The 20,257-nt window shown below is 39.4% G+C and carries 18 protein-coding genes; 6 read left to right on the top strand and 12 right to left on the bottom strand.

Going from position 1 to position 20,257, the window contains the following annotated elements:
- Positions 1-298 precede the first annotated feature (298 nt).
- Positions 299-1,072, bottom strand: a complete 774-nt coding sequence (fabI, locus tag NYE63_RS06895) for an enoyl-ACP reductase FabI (RefSeq protein ID WP_342604588.1) — start codon at positions 1,070-1,072, stop codon at positions 299-301.
- Positions 1,073-1,206: 134 nt separating this feature from the next.
- Positions 1,207-2,577: a magnesium transporter gene (gene mgtE, locus NYE63_RS06890; RefSeq protein ID WP_342605698.1), complete on the bottom strand. Its 1,371-nt coding sequence runs from the start codon at positions 2,575-2,577 to the stop codon at positions 1,207-1,209.
- 122 nt (positions 2,578-2,699) lie between these two features.
- Between mgtE and prpE the strand changes: the two genes are divergently transcribed.
- Complete coding sequence (prpE, locus tag NYE63_RS06885; RefSeq protein ID WP_342604587.1) at positions 2,700-3,443, top strand: bis(5'-nucleosyl)-tetraphosphatase PrpE; 744 nt, start codon at positions 2,700-2,702, stop codon at positions 3,441-3,443.
- A 101-nt stretch (positions 3,444-3,544) separates the two neighbouring features.
- Here the strand turns inward: prpE and NYE63_RS06880 are convergent, their stop codons facing one another.
- Genes NYE63_RS06880 through NYE63_RS06870 form a run of 3 tightly spaced genes read right to left on the bottom strand, consistent with a single transcriptional unit; the run spans position 3,545 to position 5,933 of the window.
- The gene (locus NYE63_RS06880; RefSeq protein ID WP_342604586.1) at positions 3,545-4,450 is read right to left on the bottom strand and encodes an RluA family pseudouridine synthase; all 906 of its coding nucleotides are present in this window, start codon (positions 4,448-4,450) and stop codon (positions 3,545-3,547) included.
- Between the two features lie 17 nt (positions 4,451-4,467).
- A complete protein-coding gene (locus NYE63_RS06875) occupies positions 4,468-5,262 on the bottom strand; it encodes an NAD kinase (protein WP_053534153.1) in 795 nt (264 codons plus the stop codon).
- A 50-nt stretch (positions 5,263-5,312) separates the two neighbouring features.
- A complete protein-coding gene (locus NYE63_RS06870; protein WP_034314484.1) occupies positions 5,313-5,933 on the bottom strand; it encodes a GTP pyrophosphokinase family protein in 621 nt (206 codons plus the stop codon).
- Between the two features lie 319 nt (positions 5,934-6,252).
- On the opposite strand from NYE63_RS06870, the gene NYE63_RS06865 reads away from it, so the two are divergent.
- The 4 genes from NYE63_RS06865 to NYE63_RS06850 all read left to right on the top strand — a co-directional run bounded on the left by NYE63_RS06865 (position 6,253) and on the right by NYE63_RS06850 (position 9,048).
- Complete coding sequence (locus NYE63_RS06865) at positions 6,253-6,831, top strand: CYTH domain-containing protein (protein WP_342604585.1); 579 nt, start codon at positions 6,253-6,255, stop codon at positions 6,829-6,831.
- Between the two features lie 31 nt (positions 6,832-6,862).
- Positions 6,863-7,519, top strand: coding sequence for a lytic transglycosylase domain-containing protein (locus tag NYE63_RS06860; protein ID WP_342604584.1), 657 nt, complete (start codon positions 6,863-6,865; stop codon positions 7,517-7,519).
- 234 nt (positions 7,520-7,753) lie between these two features.
- The gene (locus NYE63_RS06855; RefSeq protein WP_048686552.1) at positions 7,754-8,158 is read left to right on the top strand and encodes a globin; all 405 of its coding nucleotides are present in this window, start codon (positions 7,754-7,756) and stop codon (positions 8,156-8,158) included.
- Between the two features lie 23 nt (positions 8,159-8,181).
- A complete protein-coding gene (locus NYE63_RS06850; protein WP_260398031.1) occupies positions 8,182-9,048 on the top strand; it encodes a ClpXP adapter SpxH family protein in 867 nt (288 codons plus the stop codon).
- Between the two features lie 945 nt (positions 9,049-9,993).
- Here NYE63_RS06850 and pepF read toward each other — a convergent pair.
- The 6 genes from pepF to NYE63_RS06820 form a co-directional block, all read right to left on the bottom strand.
- Positions 9,994-11,808 carry an oligoendopeptidase F gene (gene pepF, locus NYE63_RS06845; protein ID WP_342604583.1) on the bottom strand — a complete coding sequence of 605 codons (1,815 nt, stop codon included), beginning with the start codon at positions 11,806-11,808 and terminating at the stop codon, positions 9,994-9,996.
- 189 nt (positions 11,809-11,997) lie between these two features.
- Positions 11,998-13,206, bottom strand: coding sequence for a competence protein CoiA family protein (locus NYE63_RS06840; RefSeq protein WP_342604582.1), 1,209 nt, complete (start codon positions 13,204-13,206; stop codon positions 11,998-12,000).
- A 93-nt stretch (positions 13,207-13,299) separates the two neighbouring features.
- Positions 13,300-14,808: a cardiolipin synthase gene (cls, locus tag NYE63_RS06835; protein WP_342604581.1), complete on the bottom strand. Its 1,509-nt coding sequence runs from the start codon at positions 14,806-14,808 to the stop codon at positions 13,300-13,302.
- A gap of 114 nt (positions 14,809-14,922) precedes the next feature.
- On the bottom strand, positions 14,923-15,591 hold the full coding sequence (gene mecA, locus NYE63_RS06830) for an adaptor protein MecA (RefSeq protein WP_342604580.1): 669 nt from the start codon (positions 15,589-15,591) through the stop codon (positions 14,923-14,925).
- A gap of 494 nt (positions 15,592-16,085) precedes the next feature.
- Positions 16,086-16,481: a transcriptional regulator SpxA gene (gene spxA / locus NYE63_RS06825; RefSeq protein ID WP_034314502.1), complete on the bottom strand. Its 396-nt coding sequence runs from the start codon at positions 16,479-16,481 to the stop codon at positions 16,086-16,088.
- A 1,308-nt stretch (positions 16,482-17,789) separates the two neighbouring features.
- A complete protein-coding gene (locus NYE63_RS06820; RefSeq protein ID WP_342604579.1) occupies positions 17,790-18,371 on the bottom strand; it encodes a GNAT family N-acetyltransferase in 582 nt (193 codons plus the stop codon).
- Between the two features lie 96 nt (positions 18,372-18,467).
- Here NYE63_RS06820 and NYE63_RS06815 point away from each other — a divergent pair, with 96 nt between their 5' ends.
- Entirely contained in the window at positions 18,468-18,656 is a 189-nt protein-coding gene (locus tag NYE63_RS06815; RefSeq protein ID WP_034314508.1) for a hypothetical protein, read from the top strand.
- Positions 18,657-18,707: 51 nt separating this feature from the next.
- Here the strand turns inward: NYE63_RS06815 and NYE63_RS06810 are convergent, their stop codons facing one another.
- Positions 18,708-19,853 carry a putative glycoside hydrolase gene (locus NYE63_RS06810; RefSeq protein WP_342605697.1) on the bottom strand — a complete coding sequence of 382 codons (1,146 nt, stop codon included), beginning with the start codon at positions 19,851-19,853 and terminating at the stop codon, positions 18,708-18,710.
- Positions 19,854-20,257 lie beyond the last annotated feature (404 nt).

Raw genomic sequence — 20,257 nt, 5'->3', positions numbered from 1 at the left:
GATGCCCCTCCTTCTTTTTCACGAATAGGGTTGAAAGCAGGTTATTGCCGATTCTCGCAAACAATGAATATCAGCGCTATGTATCATTTATATGAGATTCACCCTTCTTTATGCTGGGGATGTGCCATTCCCCCAAAAAAGGACATCAACCAATCTTAAGTATGTTGGGTATTAGCTGAGAAAACTAAAACATTTGAAAATGAATAAATCAGAAAGATTTCAAATGAGGATGTAGCAATTCAAGATATACAGAGTGGACAATAAAAAAGGGGACCGATATCGGCCCCCTCCTTTACTGTCATCCAATTATATGGTAACCAGAATCCACATGGATATTTTCCCCGGTAATTCCGCGGGACATGTCACTTAATAAAAATACTGCCGTATCCCCTACTTCTTCCGGAGTCGTTGTACGACGGAGCGGTGCTTCTTCCTCAATCTTCTTTAAAATTGTATTGAAGTCACGAACACCTTTAGCGGATAAGGTACGGATTGGTCCTGCTGAAATTGCATTCACTCGAATGTTATCTTTGCCAAGATCACTTGAGAGGTAACGGACATTGGCTTCAAGTGAAGCCTTAGCCACTCCCATTACATTATAATTTGGCATGACCCGTTCACCGCCAAGATACGTCATTGTGACAATGCTGCCACCCTCCGGCATGATTTCCTTCGCCGCTTTAGATACAGCCGTTAAAGAGAATGAACTGATATTATGGGCAAGCAAGAACCCTTCACGGCTCGTATTGACGAACTCACCGTCCAGCTCTTCCTTGTTAGCAAATGCGATGCTGTGTGCCACGCCATGAATGATACCTGTTTCTTCCTTAATCGTCGCAAAACATTTTTCAATGCTTTCATCCTTCGTTACATCACATTGTAAAATGGTGGAAGGCTCCCCTTCCAATGTAGAAGATAGTTCCCTAACACTTTTTTCCGTACGGTCTTTTCCGTAAGTGAATATCAGCTTTGCACCTGCTTTATGTAAGGAACGGGCAACTCCCCATGCAATACTTCTTTTATTCGCTACACCCATTATGACAAACGTTTTTCCCTCTAATGAAAAAGTCATCGTAAGTGACCTCCTATTTTTTAATACAAGTTATTAGTACCTGCTACTAATGACAGTATATCAAAATTCCTTTGATAAAAACACCGTTTTCTAAAGTCCTCTGGCAATAACCCTCCAAGAGGACCTTCTTTGACTTATTGTAAATAGCCCATTAATAATGTTGCTAATCCAAAATAAATAAGAATACTGATAAGATCGTTGATAGTTGTAATGAAAGGACCTGAAGCTACTGCTGGGTCGATTTTCATTTTATGCATGAGAAGCGGGACAATTGAACCGGCAAGTGTGGCAACGATTAATGTTATGAAAATCGAAATACCGACTAATAATCCTAGCATTAAATCATTTTGCCAAAAATAAACGATAAAAATGATGGCAATTCCGCAAGTCAGGCCAATAATAAGGCCAGTTCCAGCCTCTCGAAGGACTAGTTTCCACTTGCTTTCCTGTTCTAATTCACCTGTTGCGATTCCTCTGACCGCTACTGCCAATGCTTGTGTTCCCGTATTTCCAGCCATGCCGCCAATCAATGGAATAAATACAGCCAGAATCGCTTTTTGGCTTAGTGTCTCTTCGAATCGGCCGATCAAACTAGCAGTCAGCAGGCCTAAAAACAAGAGGATGACCAACCATGGCAGCCGTTTTTTTGCAGCAGAAAATGGACTCTTATCAACATGATCAAGATCAGATATACCTGCCAATTTAGAATAATCATCGGATGCTTCTTCATCCATGACATCAATGATATCATCAACCGTAATAATCCCTAACAAATGGTTTTGGAAATCGACTACCGGCACGGCAAGGAAGTTATAGTCCCTTATTTTTCGTGCCACCTCTTCCTGGTCTTCAGATACAGGTACGGAAACTACCCTGTCATCCATTAAATCACCGATTAAAGCATCTTCATCAGCTATGATCAATGTCCTGAGCGATAAAACACCAAGCAGCTTCTTATCCTGATCGGTAACGAACACATAATATATCGTTTCCGCTTCCGGAGCTTCCCTTTTTAAGATCTGCATGGCTGATCGAGCCGTTTCGTTTGCTTCAATGGCAATGAACTCTGTCGTCATGATACTTCCTGCCGTAGATTCCTCATAGTTCAGAAGCTCCTGGATTTCACTTGCCGCTTCATCATCCATGATGGTCAAATAGCTGACGGCCTGCTCATCATTGATTTCATTCAGGACGTCAGCCGCATCATCTGCATACATATGGGAAAGCATATCGGCTGCGTAAGAAGGATTCATTTCAGCCAACAGGCTTTCGTAATCCTCTTCATCTATTTCTATATTTTCAAAAAGATCCGCCATTTCTTCCGGTGACAAATATGTGTAAACGACGGATCTGATTTCATCTGACAAGCTTGTATAAAATTGAGCCTGATCATACGGATGCATTTCAAGGAACTCCGTACGAAACTGTTCTAGATTTTCCGTTTTAAGCGCTTCAAGCAAAAGCTCGTTATTCATTTGACTACTCTCCCGCTCCCGGTCCTTCATCTCCTCCAAAGCCATACACCTCCTAAAACATATTTTTTCATTTCCTCGTTTATATTTTATTTTTTTAAATAATACTATACTAATACCATAAACATATACAAAACAAACAAAGGGTGTGTCAAATGAACATCGATATCATAGGGGACATTCATGGATGTTTCGCTGAATTCAGGCAGCTGACCGAAAAAATGGGCTATACCTGGGAGACTGGGGTTCCTGTACATCCCTCTGGAAGGATTCTCGGCTTTGTAGGGGATTTAACCGATCGCGGCCCAAACTCCCTTCAAGTAATCGAGGTTGTCCATGAATTAGTCATTAACCAAAATATAGCAAGGTATGCCCCAGGTAACCACTGCAATAAATTGTATCGTTATTTTTCAGGCAATAAAGTTCAAATATCACACGGTTTAGAGACTACTGTAGCTGAATATGAATCACTGAACATTCGGGAGCAGAAGAAGATCCGAAAAAAATTCATGGATCTGTATGAACGTTCCCCACTTTATCAACTCATTGATGAAGGGGGATTAATCATTGCCCATGCAGGAATTCGCAGTGACTATATTGGTCAATATAGCAGTAAGGTAAAAACCTTTGTCCTCTATGGTGATATCAATGGCTCCAAACATCCCGATGGGTCCCCGGTCAGGAAAGACTGGGCCCAATCATATAAAGGGGAAACATGGATCGTATATGGACACACACCAGTCCCTGAAGCTAGACGAGTCAATCATACATACAACATTGATACAGGCTGCGTCTTCGGTGGAAAACTGACGGCTGTCCGTTATCCCGAAATGGAACTTCAAGAGGTGCCTTCAACCATGCCATATATAGCGGAAAAATTCAGGACATCTTTTGATTAACCAAAAAAACTCGCCATCTTGGTGAGTTTTTTTTGCCGTCTATGGATTTTTTCATAAACTTGAATTCGTTTTAATGCGGCCCCGTTATAAAGTCAGGAATCTCATCCTTTACTTCCCTCGAGCAAACGGGTCATATCTTCTGGTAACGCTTCTTGAAACAACATCATCTTCTTGGTGAAAGGATGTAAAAATTTCAATTCAAAACAATGAAGGGCTTGGCGAGGGATCCCTCTCCTGTTCCCTCCATATAAATCATCACCAGCCAGCGGGTGACCAATATGCGCCATATGGACCCTGATTTGATGTGTACGCCCTGTTTGTAATTCCAAATTAAGGAATGTATGGGACTCTGTGTGTGCCAATACCTTAAATAGGGTACGGGCATAACGGCCATCCTCCCTGACTTCCCGTTCAATGATGCTGGTCGATTTTCGTCCGATTGGCGCCACTATCTCTCCTACTGGTCCTTCAACGATTCCCTCAGCTATGGCTTGGTATCTCCGTTTAACCTGTCCTGATTTTTGCTGTTCACTTAAAAGGTGATGGATATGCCGGTGCTTGGCAATTAATACCAGACCTGATGTGTCCCGGTCAAGACGTGTAACTATATGGATCGTTGCCTGTATACCAGTCTTCCTATAATAACCCGCCAAGCCATTCGCCAGACTGCCGTTGGGATGCTCGCGGGAAGGGATGGTATTCATGGAAGGGGGCTTGGCCACCACCAATACAAACTCATCTTCATACCTGACATTCAGGGGGATGGGTTCCGGCAAAAGGCCTTCGCTTGCCTGCTCCGGCGGAAATATGACGGTGACGATGTCGCCTGTTTCAATCCGTTCCCTTACGGTTACTTCTTCGCCGTTCAACTGGATATATCCACCTTTAAACTTAATATCCGTTAATGCTCGTTTTGAAATATCGCATTTGCTGAGGAACTCTCTCAATAAAGAGCCAGAATCCTCTTCAAAAACCGACCAGGTCAAAGAAAAGTTTTGATTTGACATGAGGTGAGTATATCTCCTTAATTAGCAATAAATGAATCATGCACTCTTTTCCAGAAAGGAAAAGGGCGGAATCTGGCAAATCGGATCTTTTCATCTGCCACTCGGCACTGTATCGACTTTACATTTTCCTGAAGCAAGGACAAATGGTCGACCGTAATTTGAAAATTGACCGCATTGACCGGCCTGAACATACACGTATGATGTGCCGGCAGCAGAAGTGGAGATCCTACCGTCCTAAACACCCGGTTATTAATGGATGCCAATTCGGTAATCTGGATGGCATCGATTGATGGATGGACGATGGCCCCGCCAAGCGCCTTATTATACGCCGTGCTTCCAGATGGCGTCGCAATACATAAACCATCTCCACGGAACGTCTCGAAATGCTGGCCGCGTATTTCAACGTCCATGACGAGCGTCCCTTCAACACTTTTGACTGTTGATTCATTCAAAGCCAAAAATCTGGCTTCCCGTCCTCCATGCTGATAACGGACGATCGTTTCGAGCAGTGGATATTCCACTATTTGAAATGGGGTTTTCGCTAAAGCTATCACCAATTTTTCAATTTCATCAGGGGTCCAATCTGCATAAAACCCAAGATGTCCTGTATGTACTCCAACAAAGGCGGTTTTATCCAATCGATTCTTATAACGGTGAAAAGCATATAATAAAGTGCCATCACCACCGACAGAAATGACAATATCCGGCTGATCTTCGTCATATTCCAAATGAAAGTCCTGAAGGTACGTTCGCATCCTTTGCATTAAAGTATTCGATTTCGCATCTCCTTTTGACGTAATCGCAAATTTCATGTAATCCCACCTCACAAATTAGATTTCTTCTCGTTAACCCATTTATGCGTTCAAGAATCTTTCTTCCTGGAAAAAAGACGCTGTGCTTCTTGGATTTCCGTACGGATTTGTGACATCTCTGCATCAAGCAGGAACGCCGCTTCCGCTGCACGTTTAAGTCGCAGTTGAATATCTTCCGGGAAAATGCCTTTATATTTATAATTTAAAGAATGTTCAATCGTCGCCCAAAAATTCATTGCAAGAGTCCTGATTTGAATTTCGGCAAGGATATTTTTTTCGCCATGAATCGTCTGGACCGGATAGCGGATTACAACATGATAAGAACGATAGCCGCTTGCTTTTTTATGGGAAATATAATTCCTCTCCTCGACTATCTCAAAGTCATTGCGACCTCGTAATAGTTCAACTACCTGTTCTATATCATCCACGAACTGACACATCATGCGAAGCCCTGCAATATCCTGAATTTCAGTTCCCAATTTATCAATGGGAATATCCTTCAGGCTCGCCTTATCCAAAATGCTGACAATCGGTTTTACCCTGCCTGTTACAAATTCGATCGGTGAGTGAATATTCTCTCTCTCAAACTGTTTCCTTAATCCCTTTAGCTTAACCTTTAATTCTTCGACAGCCTGAGTATAAGGCGCCAAGAAATCGTCCCAACTCTCCATTGCCACACCACCTATATCTATCTAAAAAGCGCCTGTTCAACTCTGGTATGGGCAGAACGCTCTCCTAAATCCAGCAGTCACATGACTTTATGCCAATTCACCACTGGATCCTATTAAATCTTTCTCTAGCAAAAAGTATGTATTAAATTTCTATATATACGATAATCCATTTCCAATGCTCAACGTTTATATTTTATCATATCCTGCAATTGATTCCTAAATATTCAAGTACAATAGCAAAAAATTATTGAATTCAATTTGACAGCTGGAATGGTTCTTATATGATTAACCTAAGAATCAGCCGGAAAGGAAGGTACACATGAACCAGCATATTGAAATTGAATTTAAAAACCTCATAACCGAAAAAGAATTTCGTCAACTGATCGAATACTTTGATGTCGGGGCTTCGAACTTTAAAACACAGAAAAATCATTACTTCGATACACTCGGATTCTCTTTGAAAAATCAAGACTCTGCGCTTAGGATCCGGGAGAAAAACGGGCGTTATGAGCTGACTTTAAAACAGCCCGCTACAGAAGGATTATTGGAAACGAATCAAGATATTCCTGAAGAAACCGCATATGCGTTTCTGAAACATAACACATTCCCTGATGGCGAGATCCACCATCTTATCCTCGAATGCGGAATTGATCCAAAAGACTTTACCTGCTTTGGGACACTAAAGACGGACCGTTTTGAATTTCCTTACAAAGAGGGTTTACTTGTTTTAGATTATAGTTCGTATTTGAATCAGGAAGACTTTGAGCTTGAATATGAAGTGACGGATGCAAAAGCCGGGAAAAAAAATTTCCTGACCCTCCTTGAAACCCTTAAAATTCCGGTAAGGGAAACCGAAAATAAAGTTAAGAGGTTTTATCGTGCCAAATTCCTGAAATAATCCTGTTTGAACCCATTCGGAGGTGGAGAGTTTGAAAATCCAAGATTTCAAAACGTTTATGGAATTGCAGCCAATCCAGCAATTCACAAATGGCAACATCACAAATACAAATTCATCTCGATCCGTTTTCCAGGACATGCTCTCGGAACTAGTTTCGGGTGATGCACTTGAAGGCACTTCGCAGACATTGGGTTCCTTATTGTCCAATGTGGAAGCGGAAACGAAGTCCTTTCTTCAACCCGGCGGCCTAACATCCATGAACATCAACCCGATATCCACTGCACATGCTAACAATCAGAACAGCGAAACCGCAACAAACTATGATCATATCATCAGCCAGGCGGCCAGTTTATACAATCTCCCGGAAAAACTGATTAAGTCTGTCATTAAACAAGAATCGAACTTCAACCCTGAAGCAACCAGTTATGCGGGTGCAACTGGTCTTATGCAGTTAATGCCAGCAACTGCAAAAAGCCTTGGGGTGGATGATGCAACCGATCCAGAACAAAACATCATGGGCGGGAGTAAATATTTAAGTCAAATGATGGCACGCTATAACGGGGACATCCAGGTTGCCCTTGCTGCTTATAATGCAGGGCCAGGAAACGTCGATAAATATAACGGCATCCCGCCATTTAAAGAAACTCAGAACTATGTTCAAAAAGTTTATGGCACATTTTCAAGCTAAATCAAGCTGACCCTGTTTTTATTGTGACGGGTCAGTTTTTTCATGTCTATATATGCTTATTCCACGAATCCAGAACAAATGGTAAAGCTCCCCAAAAGCTCTCATTTCCGATCATTCCCCCGTGTCATACTACAGATGTAAAATTTTCTTTAAGCTATATATTTGTTATATCAGTACGTCATTGATAAAATATGAATAAATATCAACCATCTTTCTTTAAAAGGAGTAATCAACATGATGCAAGGGAACCCTACACCATATGAATTAATTGGAGAAGGGCAATTACACAAATTAATTGATGTGTTTTACTCCAACGTTAGTCAACACCCGGATCTGCAGCCAATATTCCCTGACGATTTAACTGAAACGGTCCGTAAACAAAAACAATTTATGACTCAATATTTAGGCGGTCCCTCTTTATATACCGAAGAGCATGGCCATCCTATGTTGCGGGCTCGACATATACCTTTTGAAATTACACCAGAACGTGCGAAAGCATGGCTCTCATGCATGTATCAAGCTATGGACGAAGTTGGACTTGAGGGTGAGATTAGGGAGTTTTTCTATCACCGCCTCTATTTGACGGCACAGCATATGATCAATACATCCGGAACTGACGGGAAAGGAGAAGGCAGTTGAGCGCACAAAAACCAGTTTTCAATATTTCCGATTGGATCAAGACGCAGCATTGCTATGATATAGGAAAAAAGCCAATTGAAATTTATGTTTTTGTTGATCCGCTTTGTCCCGAATGCTGGGGCTTAGAACCAATTATTAGGAAATTACAGATAGAATATGGCCAATTGTTCAGTTTACGCCATGTTTTAAGCGGTAAAATCGATTCTCTTAATATGGGGAAAAATAAAAATTATGAAAACATTGCTCAAGTTTGGGAAAAGACAGCCAGCCGCTCAGGAATGTCCTGCGACGGGAGCCTTTGGTCCGAAAACCCAATCTCTTCTCCATACACAGCTTCCATCGCAATAAAAGCAGCGGAATTGCAGGGCCGTAAATTGGCCATTCGCTTTTTAAGGCAGCTTCAAGAATATGTATTCATAGGAAAAAAGGATATATCCAATATCGAAGTCCTGACCGAATGTGCCAAAATGGTTGGATTGGATGTGGAGGAATTCCTTTATGACATCAATTCTTCCAGTGCAGCCAAAGGCTTTCAATGTGACATGAAAATCACAAGCGAAATGGAAGTAACTGAAATACCTTCACTTGTTTTTTTCAATCAAAATATTGAAGAAGAGGGAATTAAAGTTTCGGGTGTCTATTCTTACGAGGTATATGTTCAAATTTTAGAAGATATGCTGAATGGTCTTCCCGCCCCTGCAAAGCCCCCTTCTCTCGAAGAGTTTTTAAGCTGTTTCAAACTAGTGGCCACAAAGGAAATTGAAACGGTTTATAATATGAATAAGAATAACGTCGAGTTGGAAATGAAAAAACTTGTTTTAAAACAGTTGGCAGAGAAAATACCTGCTAAATACGGAACGTTTTGGAGATATACAAAGAAGCAGTCATGAATTTGACTGCTTCTTTAATTTGTTATATAAAAAAAGAAAAAACCATGCAAATCGAAAGATTGCATGGTTTTTTTATAAGAAATAAGGGGATGGGAGAAATTTTTTTCACGATCAAACAAAGGGGTATAAGTTTGTTTGTGATTCACTTCACAATAAATAATATAACAGATAACCCATTTATGTTTCAACAATATGTGTAACTTTTCACAAATTGTTCACAATATATATTTTTCATTTTTTATTATCCCTTCAGGAATATAGCTAAATAAGAGCCCTTTTAAATTTAAGTTATAAGTGTTTTTGATATCTGATATAGATTGGGAAATAATCTAATTGTGAATCATATCACAATAATAATTAAATCACTTCTATTTATTACTTAATCTTTTGTTCAACTTTTGTTACAATCGGTACCATTTTTTATCTTATTACTTTTTATGCAAATGAAAAACCCCGGCAAATCGCGAAATTTGCTGGGGTTTTCATCTATTTATACGAATAAGGGGATGGGAGAAATTTCACGACGAACAAACAAAGGGGTATATGTTTGGGATGTGATAACTTCTATATCTGTACTATAGCAGATTATACACCTTATTTGCAAGAACTTTGTGCGTAACTTCACATTATTGTCATATTCTTAGAATACTGCTTATTCTAAAACATACTATCTAATAAAGAGCAGATGAGCTTTTACTGCTGCCAGGTTGGAGGTGACCAAATTGAAAGGATTTATTCTACTCATACTCTTGATAGGGTCGCTATTTGTCCAGCTACTCGGTATCATGAACCTCATTCCTCTGTATTTTACCTCCCCTATTTTATTTTTTGTTTTATTCATAATTCTTCATAGCTTAAATCAGAGAAATCGTTTTAAAGGATTATGACGGACATCCATATAAGTTGAAAAGGACCCGAAGTGCTCGGGTCCCTTCTACATCCTATTTATTTCAAAAGCTCTTCCAACTCGTTTAATTTTTCTTCGAATACATTCATGGCTTCTTGTACAGGCTCGGATTTTGTCATATCGACGCCAGCCTTTTTTAGTACTTCAATCGGATAATCGGAACTTCCTGACTTCAAGAACTCCAGATACCTTTTGACAGCAGGCTCTCCTTCTTCAAGGATTTGCTTGCTCAATGCTGTTGCTGCACTGATTCCGGTTGCATATTGATAAACATAGTAATTATAGTAGAAGTGTGGAATACGAGCCCATTCCAAACCGATTTCTTCATCAATGGTCACGTTCTCACCAAAGTATTTCTTGTTCAGCTCATAATATTCCTTAGTAAGCATATCCGCTGTCAACGCTTCCCCATTTTGAGCCTTTAAATGAATGGTATGTTCAAACTCTGCAAACATCGTTTGTCGGAACAATGTGCCACGGAAACCTTCCAGGTAATGATTCAATAAATAGATGCGTTTCTTTTCATCTTCGATTGAATTCAGTAAATAATCATTCAACAGGTTTTCATTACAAGTCGATGCAACTTCCGCTACAAATATTGAATAATTCCCGTATGGATATGGCTGATATTTACGTGTATAGTAGCTATGGACCGAATGCCCAAACTCATGAACGAGCGTAAATAAGTTATTGACGTTATTTTGCCAGTTCATTAAAATATAAGGATTCGTCCCGTATGTACCAGAAGAATAGGCACCGCTTCGTTTCCCTTTGTTTTCATGTACATCGACCCAACGGTTTTCAAATCCCTCTTTCAAAACGTTCAAATAGTCCTCCCCAAGCGGAGCAAGACCTTTAAGGACATAATCTTTGGCCTCGTCATATGTCACTTCCATCTTCACTTCTTTAACAAGGGGAGTGAATAGATCATACATATGAAGTTCATCTAATTGCAGTACTTTTTTCCGTAAATCAAGATAACGGTGCAGTAATGGCAAGTTGTCATTGACCGTTTTAACGAGATTATCGTATACGGTCTCCGGAATGTTATTATTACTTAACGCCGATTGCCGTGCTGAATCATATTTTCGAACCGTGGCATTGAAGTTGTGGTTTTTCACCTCACCTGACAGGGTTGAAGCAAATGTATTACGGAACTCCCCATACTTGCTGTATACCCCTTTAAATGCCTCCTCACGTACACGGCGATCTTCACTCTCAAGAAAACTGATATACCTTCCGTGAGTTATTTCCACTTCATTTCCCTCTTCATCCTTGATGGTCGGGAATTTCAAATCGGCATTGTTAAGCATTCCGAAAGTATTGCCCGATGCATCGAGTACTTCTGATGCTTGCGCCAATAATTCTTCCTGCTCTGCAGATAAGATATGGGGTCTCTGAAGATTAATTTCCTCTAAAGAATGTTTATATAATTTCAATTCTTCTTTTTCTTCCAAAAACCCTTCCACTTTGCTTTCGTCAATACTCAATAGTTCAGGAACCATATATGAAAACGCAGCCGCTGCCTGGGCGTATAAAGCTTTTGCCCGATCCTCCATCCCTTGATAAAAAGGATTGGTCGTATCTTGATCATTGCGCATATGTGAATAAGAATAAACTTTCCCTAGCTTCTCGAATACTTCATCTTGGAGTTGAAGGGCCGCATATAATTTTTCTGCGCTTTCTCCTAACGTCCCTTTATGTGCCCCCGCTTTCTTGAGGTCTTCCTTTACCGCTTTGAAGGCAGCTTCCCAATCTTCCTCGGTTGCGAAGATATCTTCCAGTCTCCAAGTATCTTCAGGAGCTATTTCACTTCTTGAGGGTAATGTATTCGCTTTTGTTTCCTGTGCCATAAAAAATTCCTCCCCATTCTCATAGAAACTTGCCATTGGGCTAACTCGTTAAACCGGATTGAACGCCGCAATACTTCATTCGGCGTTCATTCTTTTTAAAGTTTTTAATTCCCAGTTCTTATTACTATTTCTCCATTCACAAAAATAATCCTGCCAATTCACCTGAATTCAAGATAAATAGAGATGTTATCACTGATTATACTGGATATTCCCCTTTTCCATCATCAATTTATGCTTATCATAGAAACTTTTTTCCAAAATTTGAGCTTGATCACTGGTTAAGGGAAGGGGAAATTCCCTTTCAACTTTAAAAACCCCTTCTTCCAGCTTTGATAGATAACCCAATTGCTCCAAAAGCATGATATATTGACCTACAGGAAACTCGATGGGTTTTTCATGGAGCAATGGCAACGGTCTGAACTTTATCTCCCCTTTTTTTGAACGCTTTCTAAAAATGTGGATAATATCAGCCATAGAAATCTTTTCCCCTGTTCTTTTCTCTTGAAACACATCCATGTATAACCATGCCTGCCATTCGATCGAGGCAGTTTCGATTAACAGCATCCCACTGACGGGAACACCCAATTCAATGGGAAGTGTCGCAGGTGAAATATGATGTAAATATAACCCTTCGAAAAAAGGATCGCATTTGCGTGCTGTTTTCACTCGATGGAGGGACCAGCCATTTCGTTTATATCTCCACGCAGGCAGAAAAGGGAAACTAAAGCAGTTTTGGGGCCATGCACGATTAGGGGGAAGCAGCTTTAAAGAAGCTGTTGTCAATTCGGCAAAGACGGTTCTAGGGGTAAAAGGAGTGAGGTTCTTCAAAACTGATAAATGATCAGTTTCCGGGCAATACATCCAAAGAAACGGATGATGGAAGCTGCCGGTGACGAAGAGCCATTGGAAGCGGGATAAACTGAATTCATACAAGCTTTTTCTTTTTAAGCGTTTTGCAGCGAGGATCCAGATTGGCTTGATGCCTATGCTTTGATAGGCTCTTGTCCTTTCCATGAATTCAGCCTCAGGGATAACTGAGCATTGAAATTCTATTGCATAGCGATTACCTCCTATCCTAGCTAAAATATCAGCCCTTTTCTTAATTTCGGGAAGGTAGGCTTCTAGATCCACTTGATAACCATGTGATAAAAACCACTGAAACAATTGTCTTTTTCCCATTAAATGATAGGCGGATTCCGGTTCTGAAAAAGCACGGCATGACGAACCATTTTTATGGGCGAAATGCGGAATCCTGACGTTTCCCGCTTTGATGGTCATTTCCATCTTGCAGCATGGACAATAATAATCTGCTGACTTTCTCCATTCATCAATCACGTTTGCCGATATCTTTTCAGGGAGGGTAATCCATGTCCCATCCTTTTTTATCGCAGTTAGCATAAATCTCCTCCTCATCCACTACATTCGCCTGCTTCGCTTAGGAATCCTTTTAATCAGCAAAAAAAAATGCCTGATCGGCATAAAGGAAAGTATCTAAAGAAGGGGTGAAAGCAAACGGCAAGTGGACTCCAATATTTTCAAACCGAAATTCCGTTTGGAAAACGCATCAATCTCCACCTCTTGGGATACCTTTATATCTTCCAAAAAATCATTCACCAGCTGCTGAGTACTTTCTGTCCGGTAGAGAAAAGCATTGACTTCGAAATTCAGGTGAAAGCTTCTCATATCCATATTGGTTGTCCCAATTGAGGCCAGTTGGTCATCAACGATGATGATTTTACTATGCATGAAGCCTTCATTATATTGGAATATACGAGCTCCGGAAGCAAGCAATTCGGGAAAATAAGTTCTCGAAGCATGAAATACGATACGTTTATCGGGGTTCTTCGGGACGAGCAGCCTGACATCCAAACCACTTAAAGCAGCCACCTTCAACGCTTGTAAGATATCATCATCAGGAACGAAATACGGGGAGGCAATCCAGACGGACTTTTCTGCAGAAGTTATCATCTTAAAAAAAATGCTTTTAATGATCGTCCACTCACTATCCGGCCCGCCGCCAATCAATTGAACTCCGCCATGTCCGTGGTGGTTCGGCAGGCCAGCCATGAGATATTCATCACTTAAAAAACTATTATTGGTGCTATAATACCAATCCTGCAGAAATATAAGCTGTAAAGTCCTGACCGCTTCCCCCTTTATGATAAGATGCGTATCCCGCCAAGAACCGAATTTCTGATTTTGTCCCAAATATTCATCCCCAATATTGAGGCCGCCGATGAAACCGACAGAGCCATCTATCACAATTATTTTACGATGGTTACGAAAGTTGAATTTATTATTTAATAAAGGGAGGTGCAACGGACCAAAGGCCACCATTTCGACTCCCCCATTCCTCAGTTCATCGATATAAGAGCGAGCTAACTTCCAAGAACCAACCGCATCATAGAGAAATCGGACCTCTACCCCTTCTTTTACTTTTTGTATCAAGATGTCCTTTAGCAGACCGCCAATGCGGTCATCCCTCACTATATAATATTCTAAATGAATATGATGTCTGGCTTTTTTTAATTCTTCGATGATATTGGAAAATGTCTCCTCACCATTCCTTAAAACTCGAGTTTCAGTTGTAAATGAAATAGGGCTATTCCCCAGTCTATTTGCAAGAGTGATTAACTGCTGAGGGTTCTCGCCCATTTCCTTTATTCGTTCATTATATTCAGCTTCGCCGCTTATTTTCACGAAACTCTGTTTATCCAAAAAGTACTTCTTGCGAAATATCCTTTCTTTCCGAAAATTACGGCCAAACAAAAAGTAAAAAATGAAACCGATGAATGGAAAAGCGCCAAAAATAACAATCCATGTTATGGTCTGGATGGGATCTCGGTTTTCCAGGAAAATGTTGAATCCAATTATCACCAAGAAAAGGGTCAATATAAGGCTAGAGTAAAAAATCAGCCCGCTATCGACACCATTTATTAGAAAATACCAAGTGCTGACCAACAAGAGAATAAGCAGACCGATGCCAACTATATTCTTCACCTAGACTACCTCCAATTAACAAACACAGGCACATTTAAAAACCTCCCTGCTAAGGTAAAAAACATTTATTCTTGGACGAAAAGGCCGATTTCTACTGAAATCGGCCTCAACAGTCTATGCGAAATATTTATCGACCGTTGTGAATACATCATTATCGATAACTATCTTCCCGTACTCTTCAAGCATGTGCACCGTTATAGGTGACTCCTGACTATATTCCAATAAAAGACTTAGAACATTATCGATTTCTTCCTCATCAATCTCTGCCTCGGAAAATTCGATATAAAGATAATATTTATTCTGATAAACATAAAGTTTTGTCGTCCAGTCATCCAAGCCATGACGCTTGCTTAATGAAATGACATCTTCAAAATCCTCGAATATCGTGATGAATTCAATCATACCATCTTCGAATGTCATACCGCCTTCTTCATCTTTACCATGAAAATGTTGATCAAGAAGCGTATCCATCTTGTCTGATACATTCAAATCCCTTAACTTATCATCTGAAAGAGGCAGCTCGAGTTTCTGACCATCTTTGGCAAGCTGGGCTTTTGTGACCAAAACTTCCAAGCCTTTTTCAAGGGCTTGAACTTGAATCCATAAAGGTCCTTCAATCATGAATTCTTCTTCTTGATGCACTTCATCCATCATTTCCCAAAAAAGTTCCTCACTTCGCTCGCGGCTGTACCAAATTTCTTCGCGATCAAAGCCTCTTTCCTCAATATCTATATAGGAAATATAAAATTTTACTGTATCGTCATTAATGCGTTCGATTTCCATGATTCCCCTCTCCCTTCCTTTCTCATTTTGAAGGGATAATAACCCCCAAGCGAAAATTGCTCTTAAAAGCTCTTTACCCGTAAGTGAATACTGTAAATCATGATAGTCATTAAAACAGACTATTTTACATCATTTTATGACAAAACCTTGAAGAAGGGAAATAAAAAACATTACTTATCTAAAAAACAATTGTTTGCCTAATATTCCATTCATTCTATAAAAAAATTCATCCGCATGCAACTATCATAATGCTTTATTCAATTTTAATCTTACTGCCGTTAATGCCTTATTATATACACGGCATTATGATCTGCATTCTTATTTTTTCTTTAAATGATGACCGGTTCAAGGGACCTGCTGCAGATCGGAAACGTCTGCTGTCGCCTATGAATCCTGTTATGTTCCCCGTCATTAAGTTAAAAAAACCAGCGGAAAATCGGTTATGTATAAAGAAAAAGCCCTGCACATATCCTGGCAGAGCTTGAAAGACCTTATTAGTTGACCATACGTTGTGCTTCCCGTAACTGGAAGGTACGAACTTTACGCGGTAAAAAGCGTCTTATCTCATCTTCATTATAACCAACTTGAAGACGTTTCTCATCAAGGATAATTGGACGTCTCAACAGACCTGGATTCTCCTTGATCAATTTATATAATTCTTGAAGAGGCAGGCTCTCTAAATTTACGTTTAACTTTTGGAAAGTTTTTGACCGTGTTGAAATGATTTCATCGGTTCCATCTTCTGTCATTCGAAGAATTTCTTTAATCTCATCAATCGTTAACGGTTCTGAAAAAATGTTTCTTTCTTTATATCCAATCTCATGTTCCTCTAACCATGCTTTTGCTTTTCTGCATGAAGTACAACTAGGTGATGTATATAATGTTACCATGTTTACTCACACTCCCTAAATATAGAATCGGTGATCTATGAGGGGAAATCTACTATTAGTATTCATAAGTACCACTCTAATTTGAAATAATTTTAAATAAGTAATTCATTTTCTTTATTATACACTAATTTTTTTAAAATGAATACCCTTTTTGATATTTGGAAAAATCCTTTTAAACTTCTAGTTTTGCCTGTACTATAGCTATTTCTGTTTTTTATGTAATACATTAAAACCGCTTTTTCTAATTGAAAATACCTACCTACCATTCTCATTTAACTCTCAATACGGCCCTCATGATTTTTTAACTAACTCGTTACTTTTATTTACCCCCAATCTTTGTCAATAAACAAGATCATGTTAATATATTTTCTTTAATAAAAAGCAAATTCCTCCTTTTACAAGAAAAACCATTCTTTTAGCACATATATTTCCAAAAGTAAAAAAGGTAATTCGAAAAAATCAGCGATAAGGGAGCAATCTACCATCCAAGAAGTTATAGATATTCGTTTTCCTGCAAAATATGCAAAAAAAAAAAACATATAGAGCAATTTGCCTGCAGTTTTTTTATTTTAAATTTCCAGCTTGATTTCAGAAATCCGCTCCCTTTCCGCCGACTGTCTGCCAAGCCTCCTCGCCGCAAGCGCCTGTGGGGTCTCAGCAAGCCAGTTATTCGGCAGGAGTGTCGCAAATTTCTTCAATCCAAAAAGGATTATAGTAAAAAAACATGAAGAATAATCTAATCTTGTTTAAAATCATGGTTCGGGATGAGACTATTACGAATACCCTTTTGTCAAAAGGATGGTTTCTATCTGAATTTTAAAACAAAGTTGATTGGAACGGAAGGTACGAGACTGCCTTGAGGCAACTTTCAAATTTTACAATCCCTCAAAGAACGATTTTATCCAGTTGATTACAGAAATCCGATCCCTTTCCGCCGATTGTCTGCCAAGCCTCCTTGCCTCAAGCGCCTGTGGGGTCTTCCCAAGCCAGTATTTCGGCAGTGTCGCAAATTCTTTCAATATATTGGGGGTTACATCCAAATAAAAAAAGTGAAAATTGAAGGTTAACCAAGTCTTCTTTTAAAAAACATGGTTCGGGGTAAAACCATTCCGAACCTCCTTTTATTGACAAATTCTATGAAAAGACAGTTTGCCTCAATTTTTCTGTGAAAAATGTTCCGGTTGTTTTCTGCTGGAGAACTTTTTCGTTATCCTGAGCTTTTTTTCGGCCGTTCACGCAATTTTTCGTCCTCTTCCGTACTTTCTTCGACAAACTAAAAAGGGCCGGAGTGCAACCGGCCCTTTTTTCTCAAACTTCCATCTCTTTAAAAATATCCGTTTCCTGACCTGCATTCAAGCTTAGTACATCTTCTACATCTTGATAAGATTTCCCATAAAGATCATCATCTTTGTAAGTATGGATTTCAGAATAAATTTCTTTCATGAAATCAAATACGTCTTCTTCATCAACAGATGGATCTGCCGGCCAATATAAGATTTCCATAGGCGTATTCTCCTTAGTCGCAAGTGATTTTCTGCTGTAGGAAATCGAAGAAGCATGCTGGAATCCTTCCCTTTTATAAAATTTCAGCCTTTTAAATGTATCATCATCATTTTCTTGTACTGGTTCTACTTCCAGCAAGATCGTTTTCTGCTTCTTTTGTAATTTTTGAATCAATTTCCTTCCTAGTCCCTGCCCCCTTGATTTCTTGGATACAAAAAGGTAATCAACGAATATAAACTCTTCCCCTTCCACATACAATAAAACATGGTCGGGACCTTCATCCTTTTTATATATTTCCTGCTTATCTTCTAAAAGAACTTCTATATGCTCTTTGGACTTCATTTCTTCAATAGGGAAATACTGGTTTAGCTTTTCATACCAATTCATAATTTAATCTCCTCATTTGCTAGTTTATACTTTCCAGATTTTTTCTTATCCACTACAATGGAACTTGAATAGCTTGAAAATATTAGGAGGGTTTTGATGATTAGTTACTTTTTGGACTTTTTTTTAGTCGCTGCTTGCGTTATTGGCATTACAGCTGTGAATGGCGTTGTGACGAATGGCATCGGCGAAAAATGGTTTGGCGGGAAACGTCACTCTCATATTTTCGATCAATCGAAACGAATTCAGTCAGGGTGGAGTCAAGTTGGCGGGAATAAAAAGCGGTAATTCAGAGAGAATTTGGATGACCGGAAGGATCTTCCAAGGTCATCCTTTTTTTTATGGGGTATAGTCTACTCCCTTTGTATATCGATTTGCTGCATTCCATAATAAGTATTCATCAATACCATTATCATTCAATGCTTTTATTTGGGCTTCCACTTCTTCCTTACCATACCTTTGGTAATTACCCTCTCCTAAATATGAGGCAGTAAAATCTTGTAGCCAAGGTCTTGAAGTAGGTGGTGTTTTTAATTCCTTCAGCTTCCCGTTCTCCAATTTCGCATATTCCTTTACGAGATTATAAGGCTCCAAATCTGGCTTATCGATACCAAAATAAGATGTCCAGTGGCTTGGATAGATCATCGAGGAAATTACATCGACATTCTCAGAGATTTTAGTGAAGTTTTGCCCAATTCCAGGAGCTTCAGGCAACGTAGCTGCATATCCAAAAATATCCACTGACACCTCAACACCATATGGCTCCAGTTGTTTCCTCGCATAACTTACGAAATCTGTCACTGCCTGAACCCTTTTGGCTGTATGACTTACTTTCGCTTCATCATATTCACCAACATCATATTTCAAATCTTCTTCTTTATTTTCGAATCCTTCAGGAAAACGGACATAGTCAAATTGAATTTCTTTAAAACCCATCTTTGCCGCTTCAATGGCAATACCGACATTATAATCCCACACTTCTTTTAAGAATGGGTTAACAAAGGCTTCCCCTCGACCATTCTTCCATACCTTTTCACCATCTAAAAATGATAATTCAGGCTTTTCTTTAGCCAGAAGGGAATCTTTAAAGACGACTACCCTTGCAATCGGATAAATCTGTTTATCCTCAAATTTTTTCAGCATTGCCCTTGGATTTTTTATGTAGTCTTTACCAATCCCAGCATATGGAGAATCGGGATCTTCGGTTTGATACGTAACGTTCCCCCTGTCATCCTTAATGTCAATGACCATTGCATTCAAATCGGTTTCATCTACATATTTAATAAGTTCATTCAATTTATTGCCACCCGCTGCAGGTGCGGTCACATATATTCCGCGCACAGCATCCGGATAGCCAAATTTCAACCCCGAATCAAAAACAAAACGCGGTACGCTCGCAGGCAATTCTTTATTTTCTAATGCCACCTGCCTGGCTTCGTTCATGTCTTGTGCATGAACTGGCTGTTGAATCAGGAATATGCACATACCTGTCATCAACCATTTACACATTGGTTTCATTTTCTCCACCTCATTCGCCATCAGTCATCAATATTCAACAAATATAATAAACCCCTTTCTTTAATACCACAAACAATTAACTTTAATCCTATATATTATAAATAATTAAAAAACTTGCCTTACAAAGTTTCAGCTTTAAGAATACGTTAACAATCCTGTATTCCCTTGTGAGTATCCTTCCCTAAAATGGTCTGCTCATTGTGAAATATGTTAAACGGTTTGATTTTCCTTGAACCCTTCATTTCTTCCATATTCAAAAAAAAGAAACGGAAAAACCGTTCTATTTGCTTGTTTGCCTTTTCGATTATACATTTAATATGAATAAATGCTAAAATACAGTATAGTGGACATTTCGTATTCTCAGAATGGCA

This window comes from Peribacillus sp. FSL E2-0159 (assembly GCF_038643155.1).
Classification (GTDB): Bacteria; Bacillota; Bacilli; order Bacillales; family DSM-1321; genus Peribacillus; species Peribacillus simplex.
Note: the sequence above shows the minus strand (reverse complement) of the source record. Positions and strands in the feature narration are given on the sequence as shown.

What these genes read in the sequence shown, in the direction of transcription:
- NYE63_RS06865 (WP_342604585.1), top strand. Translation starts at nt 6,253, where the DNA reads ATGAACCAGCATATTGAAATTGAATTTAAAAACCTCATAACCGAAAAA.
- NYE63_RS06875 (WP_053534153.1), bottom strand. Translation starts at nt 5,262, where the DNA reads ATGAAATTTGCGATTACGTCAAAAGGAGATGCGAAATCGAATACTTTA.
- NYE63_RS06870 (WP_034314484.1), bottom strand. Translation starts at nt 5,933, where the DNA reads ATGGAGAGTTGGGACGATTTCTTGGCGCCTTATACTCAGGCTGTCGAA.
- prpE (WP_342604587.1), top strand. Translation starts at nt 2,700, where the DNA reads ATGAACATCGATATCATAGGGGACATTCATGGATGTTTCGCTGAATTC.
- NYE63_RS06880 (WP_342604586.1), bottom strand. Translation starts at nt 4,450, where the DNA reads ATGTCAAATCAAAACTTTTCTTTGACCTGGTCGGTTTTTGAAGAGGAT.
- NYE63_RS06820 (WP_342604579.1), bottom strand. Translation starts at nt 18,371, where the DNA reads ATGAATTGGTATGAAAAGCTAAACCAGTATTTCCCTATTGAAGAAATG.
- NYE63_RS06810 (WP_342605697.1), bottom strand. Translation starts at nt 19,853, where the DNA reads ATGTGCATATTCCTGATTCAACAGCCAGTTCATGCACAAGACATGAAC.
- NYE63_RS06815 (WP_034314508.1), top strand. Translation starts at nt 18,468, where the DNA reads ATGATTAGTTACTTTTTGGACTTTTTTTTAGTCGCTGCTTGCGTTATT.
- NYE63_RS06840 (WP_342604582.1), bottom strand. Translation starts at nt 13,206, where the DNA reads ATGCTAACTGCGATAAAAAAGGATGGGACATGGATTACCCTCCCTGAA.
- mecA (WP_342604580.1), bottom strand. Translation starts at nt 15,591, where the DNA reads ATGGAAATCGAACGCATTAATGACGATACAGTAAAATTTTATATTTCC.
- spxA (WP_034314502.1), bottom strand. Translation starts at nt 16,481, where the DNA reads ATGGTAACATTATATACATCACCTAGTTGTACTTCATGCAGAAAAGCA.
- pepF (WP_342604583.1), bottom strand. Translation starts at nt 11,808, where the DNA reads ATGGCACAGGAAACAAAAGCGAATACATTACCCTCAAGAAGTGAAATA.
- NYE63_RS06855 (WP_048686552.1), top strand. Translation starts at nt 7,754, where the DNA reads ATGATGCAAGGGAACCCTACACCATATGAATTAATTGGAGAAGGGCAA.
- mgtE (WP_342605698.1), bottom strand. Translation starts at nt 2,577, where the DNA reads ATGAAGGACCGGGAGCGGGAGAGTAGTCAAATGAATAACGAGCTTTTG.
- fabI (WP_342604588.1), bottom strand. Translation starts at nt 1,072, where the DNA reads ATGACTTTTTCATTAGAGGGAAAAACGTTTGTCATAATGGGTGTAGCG.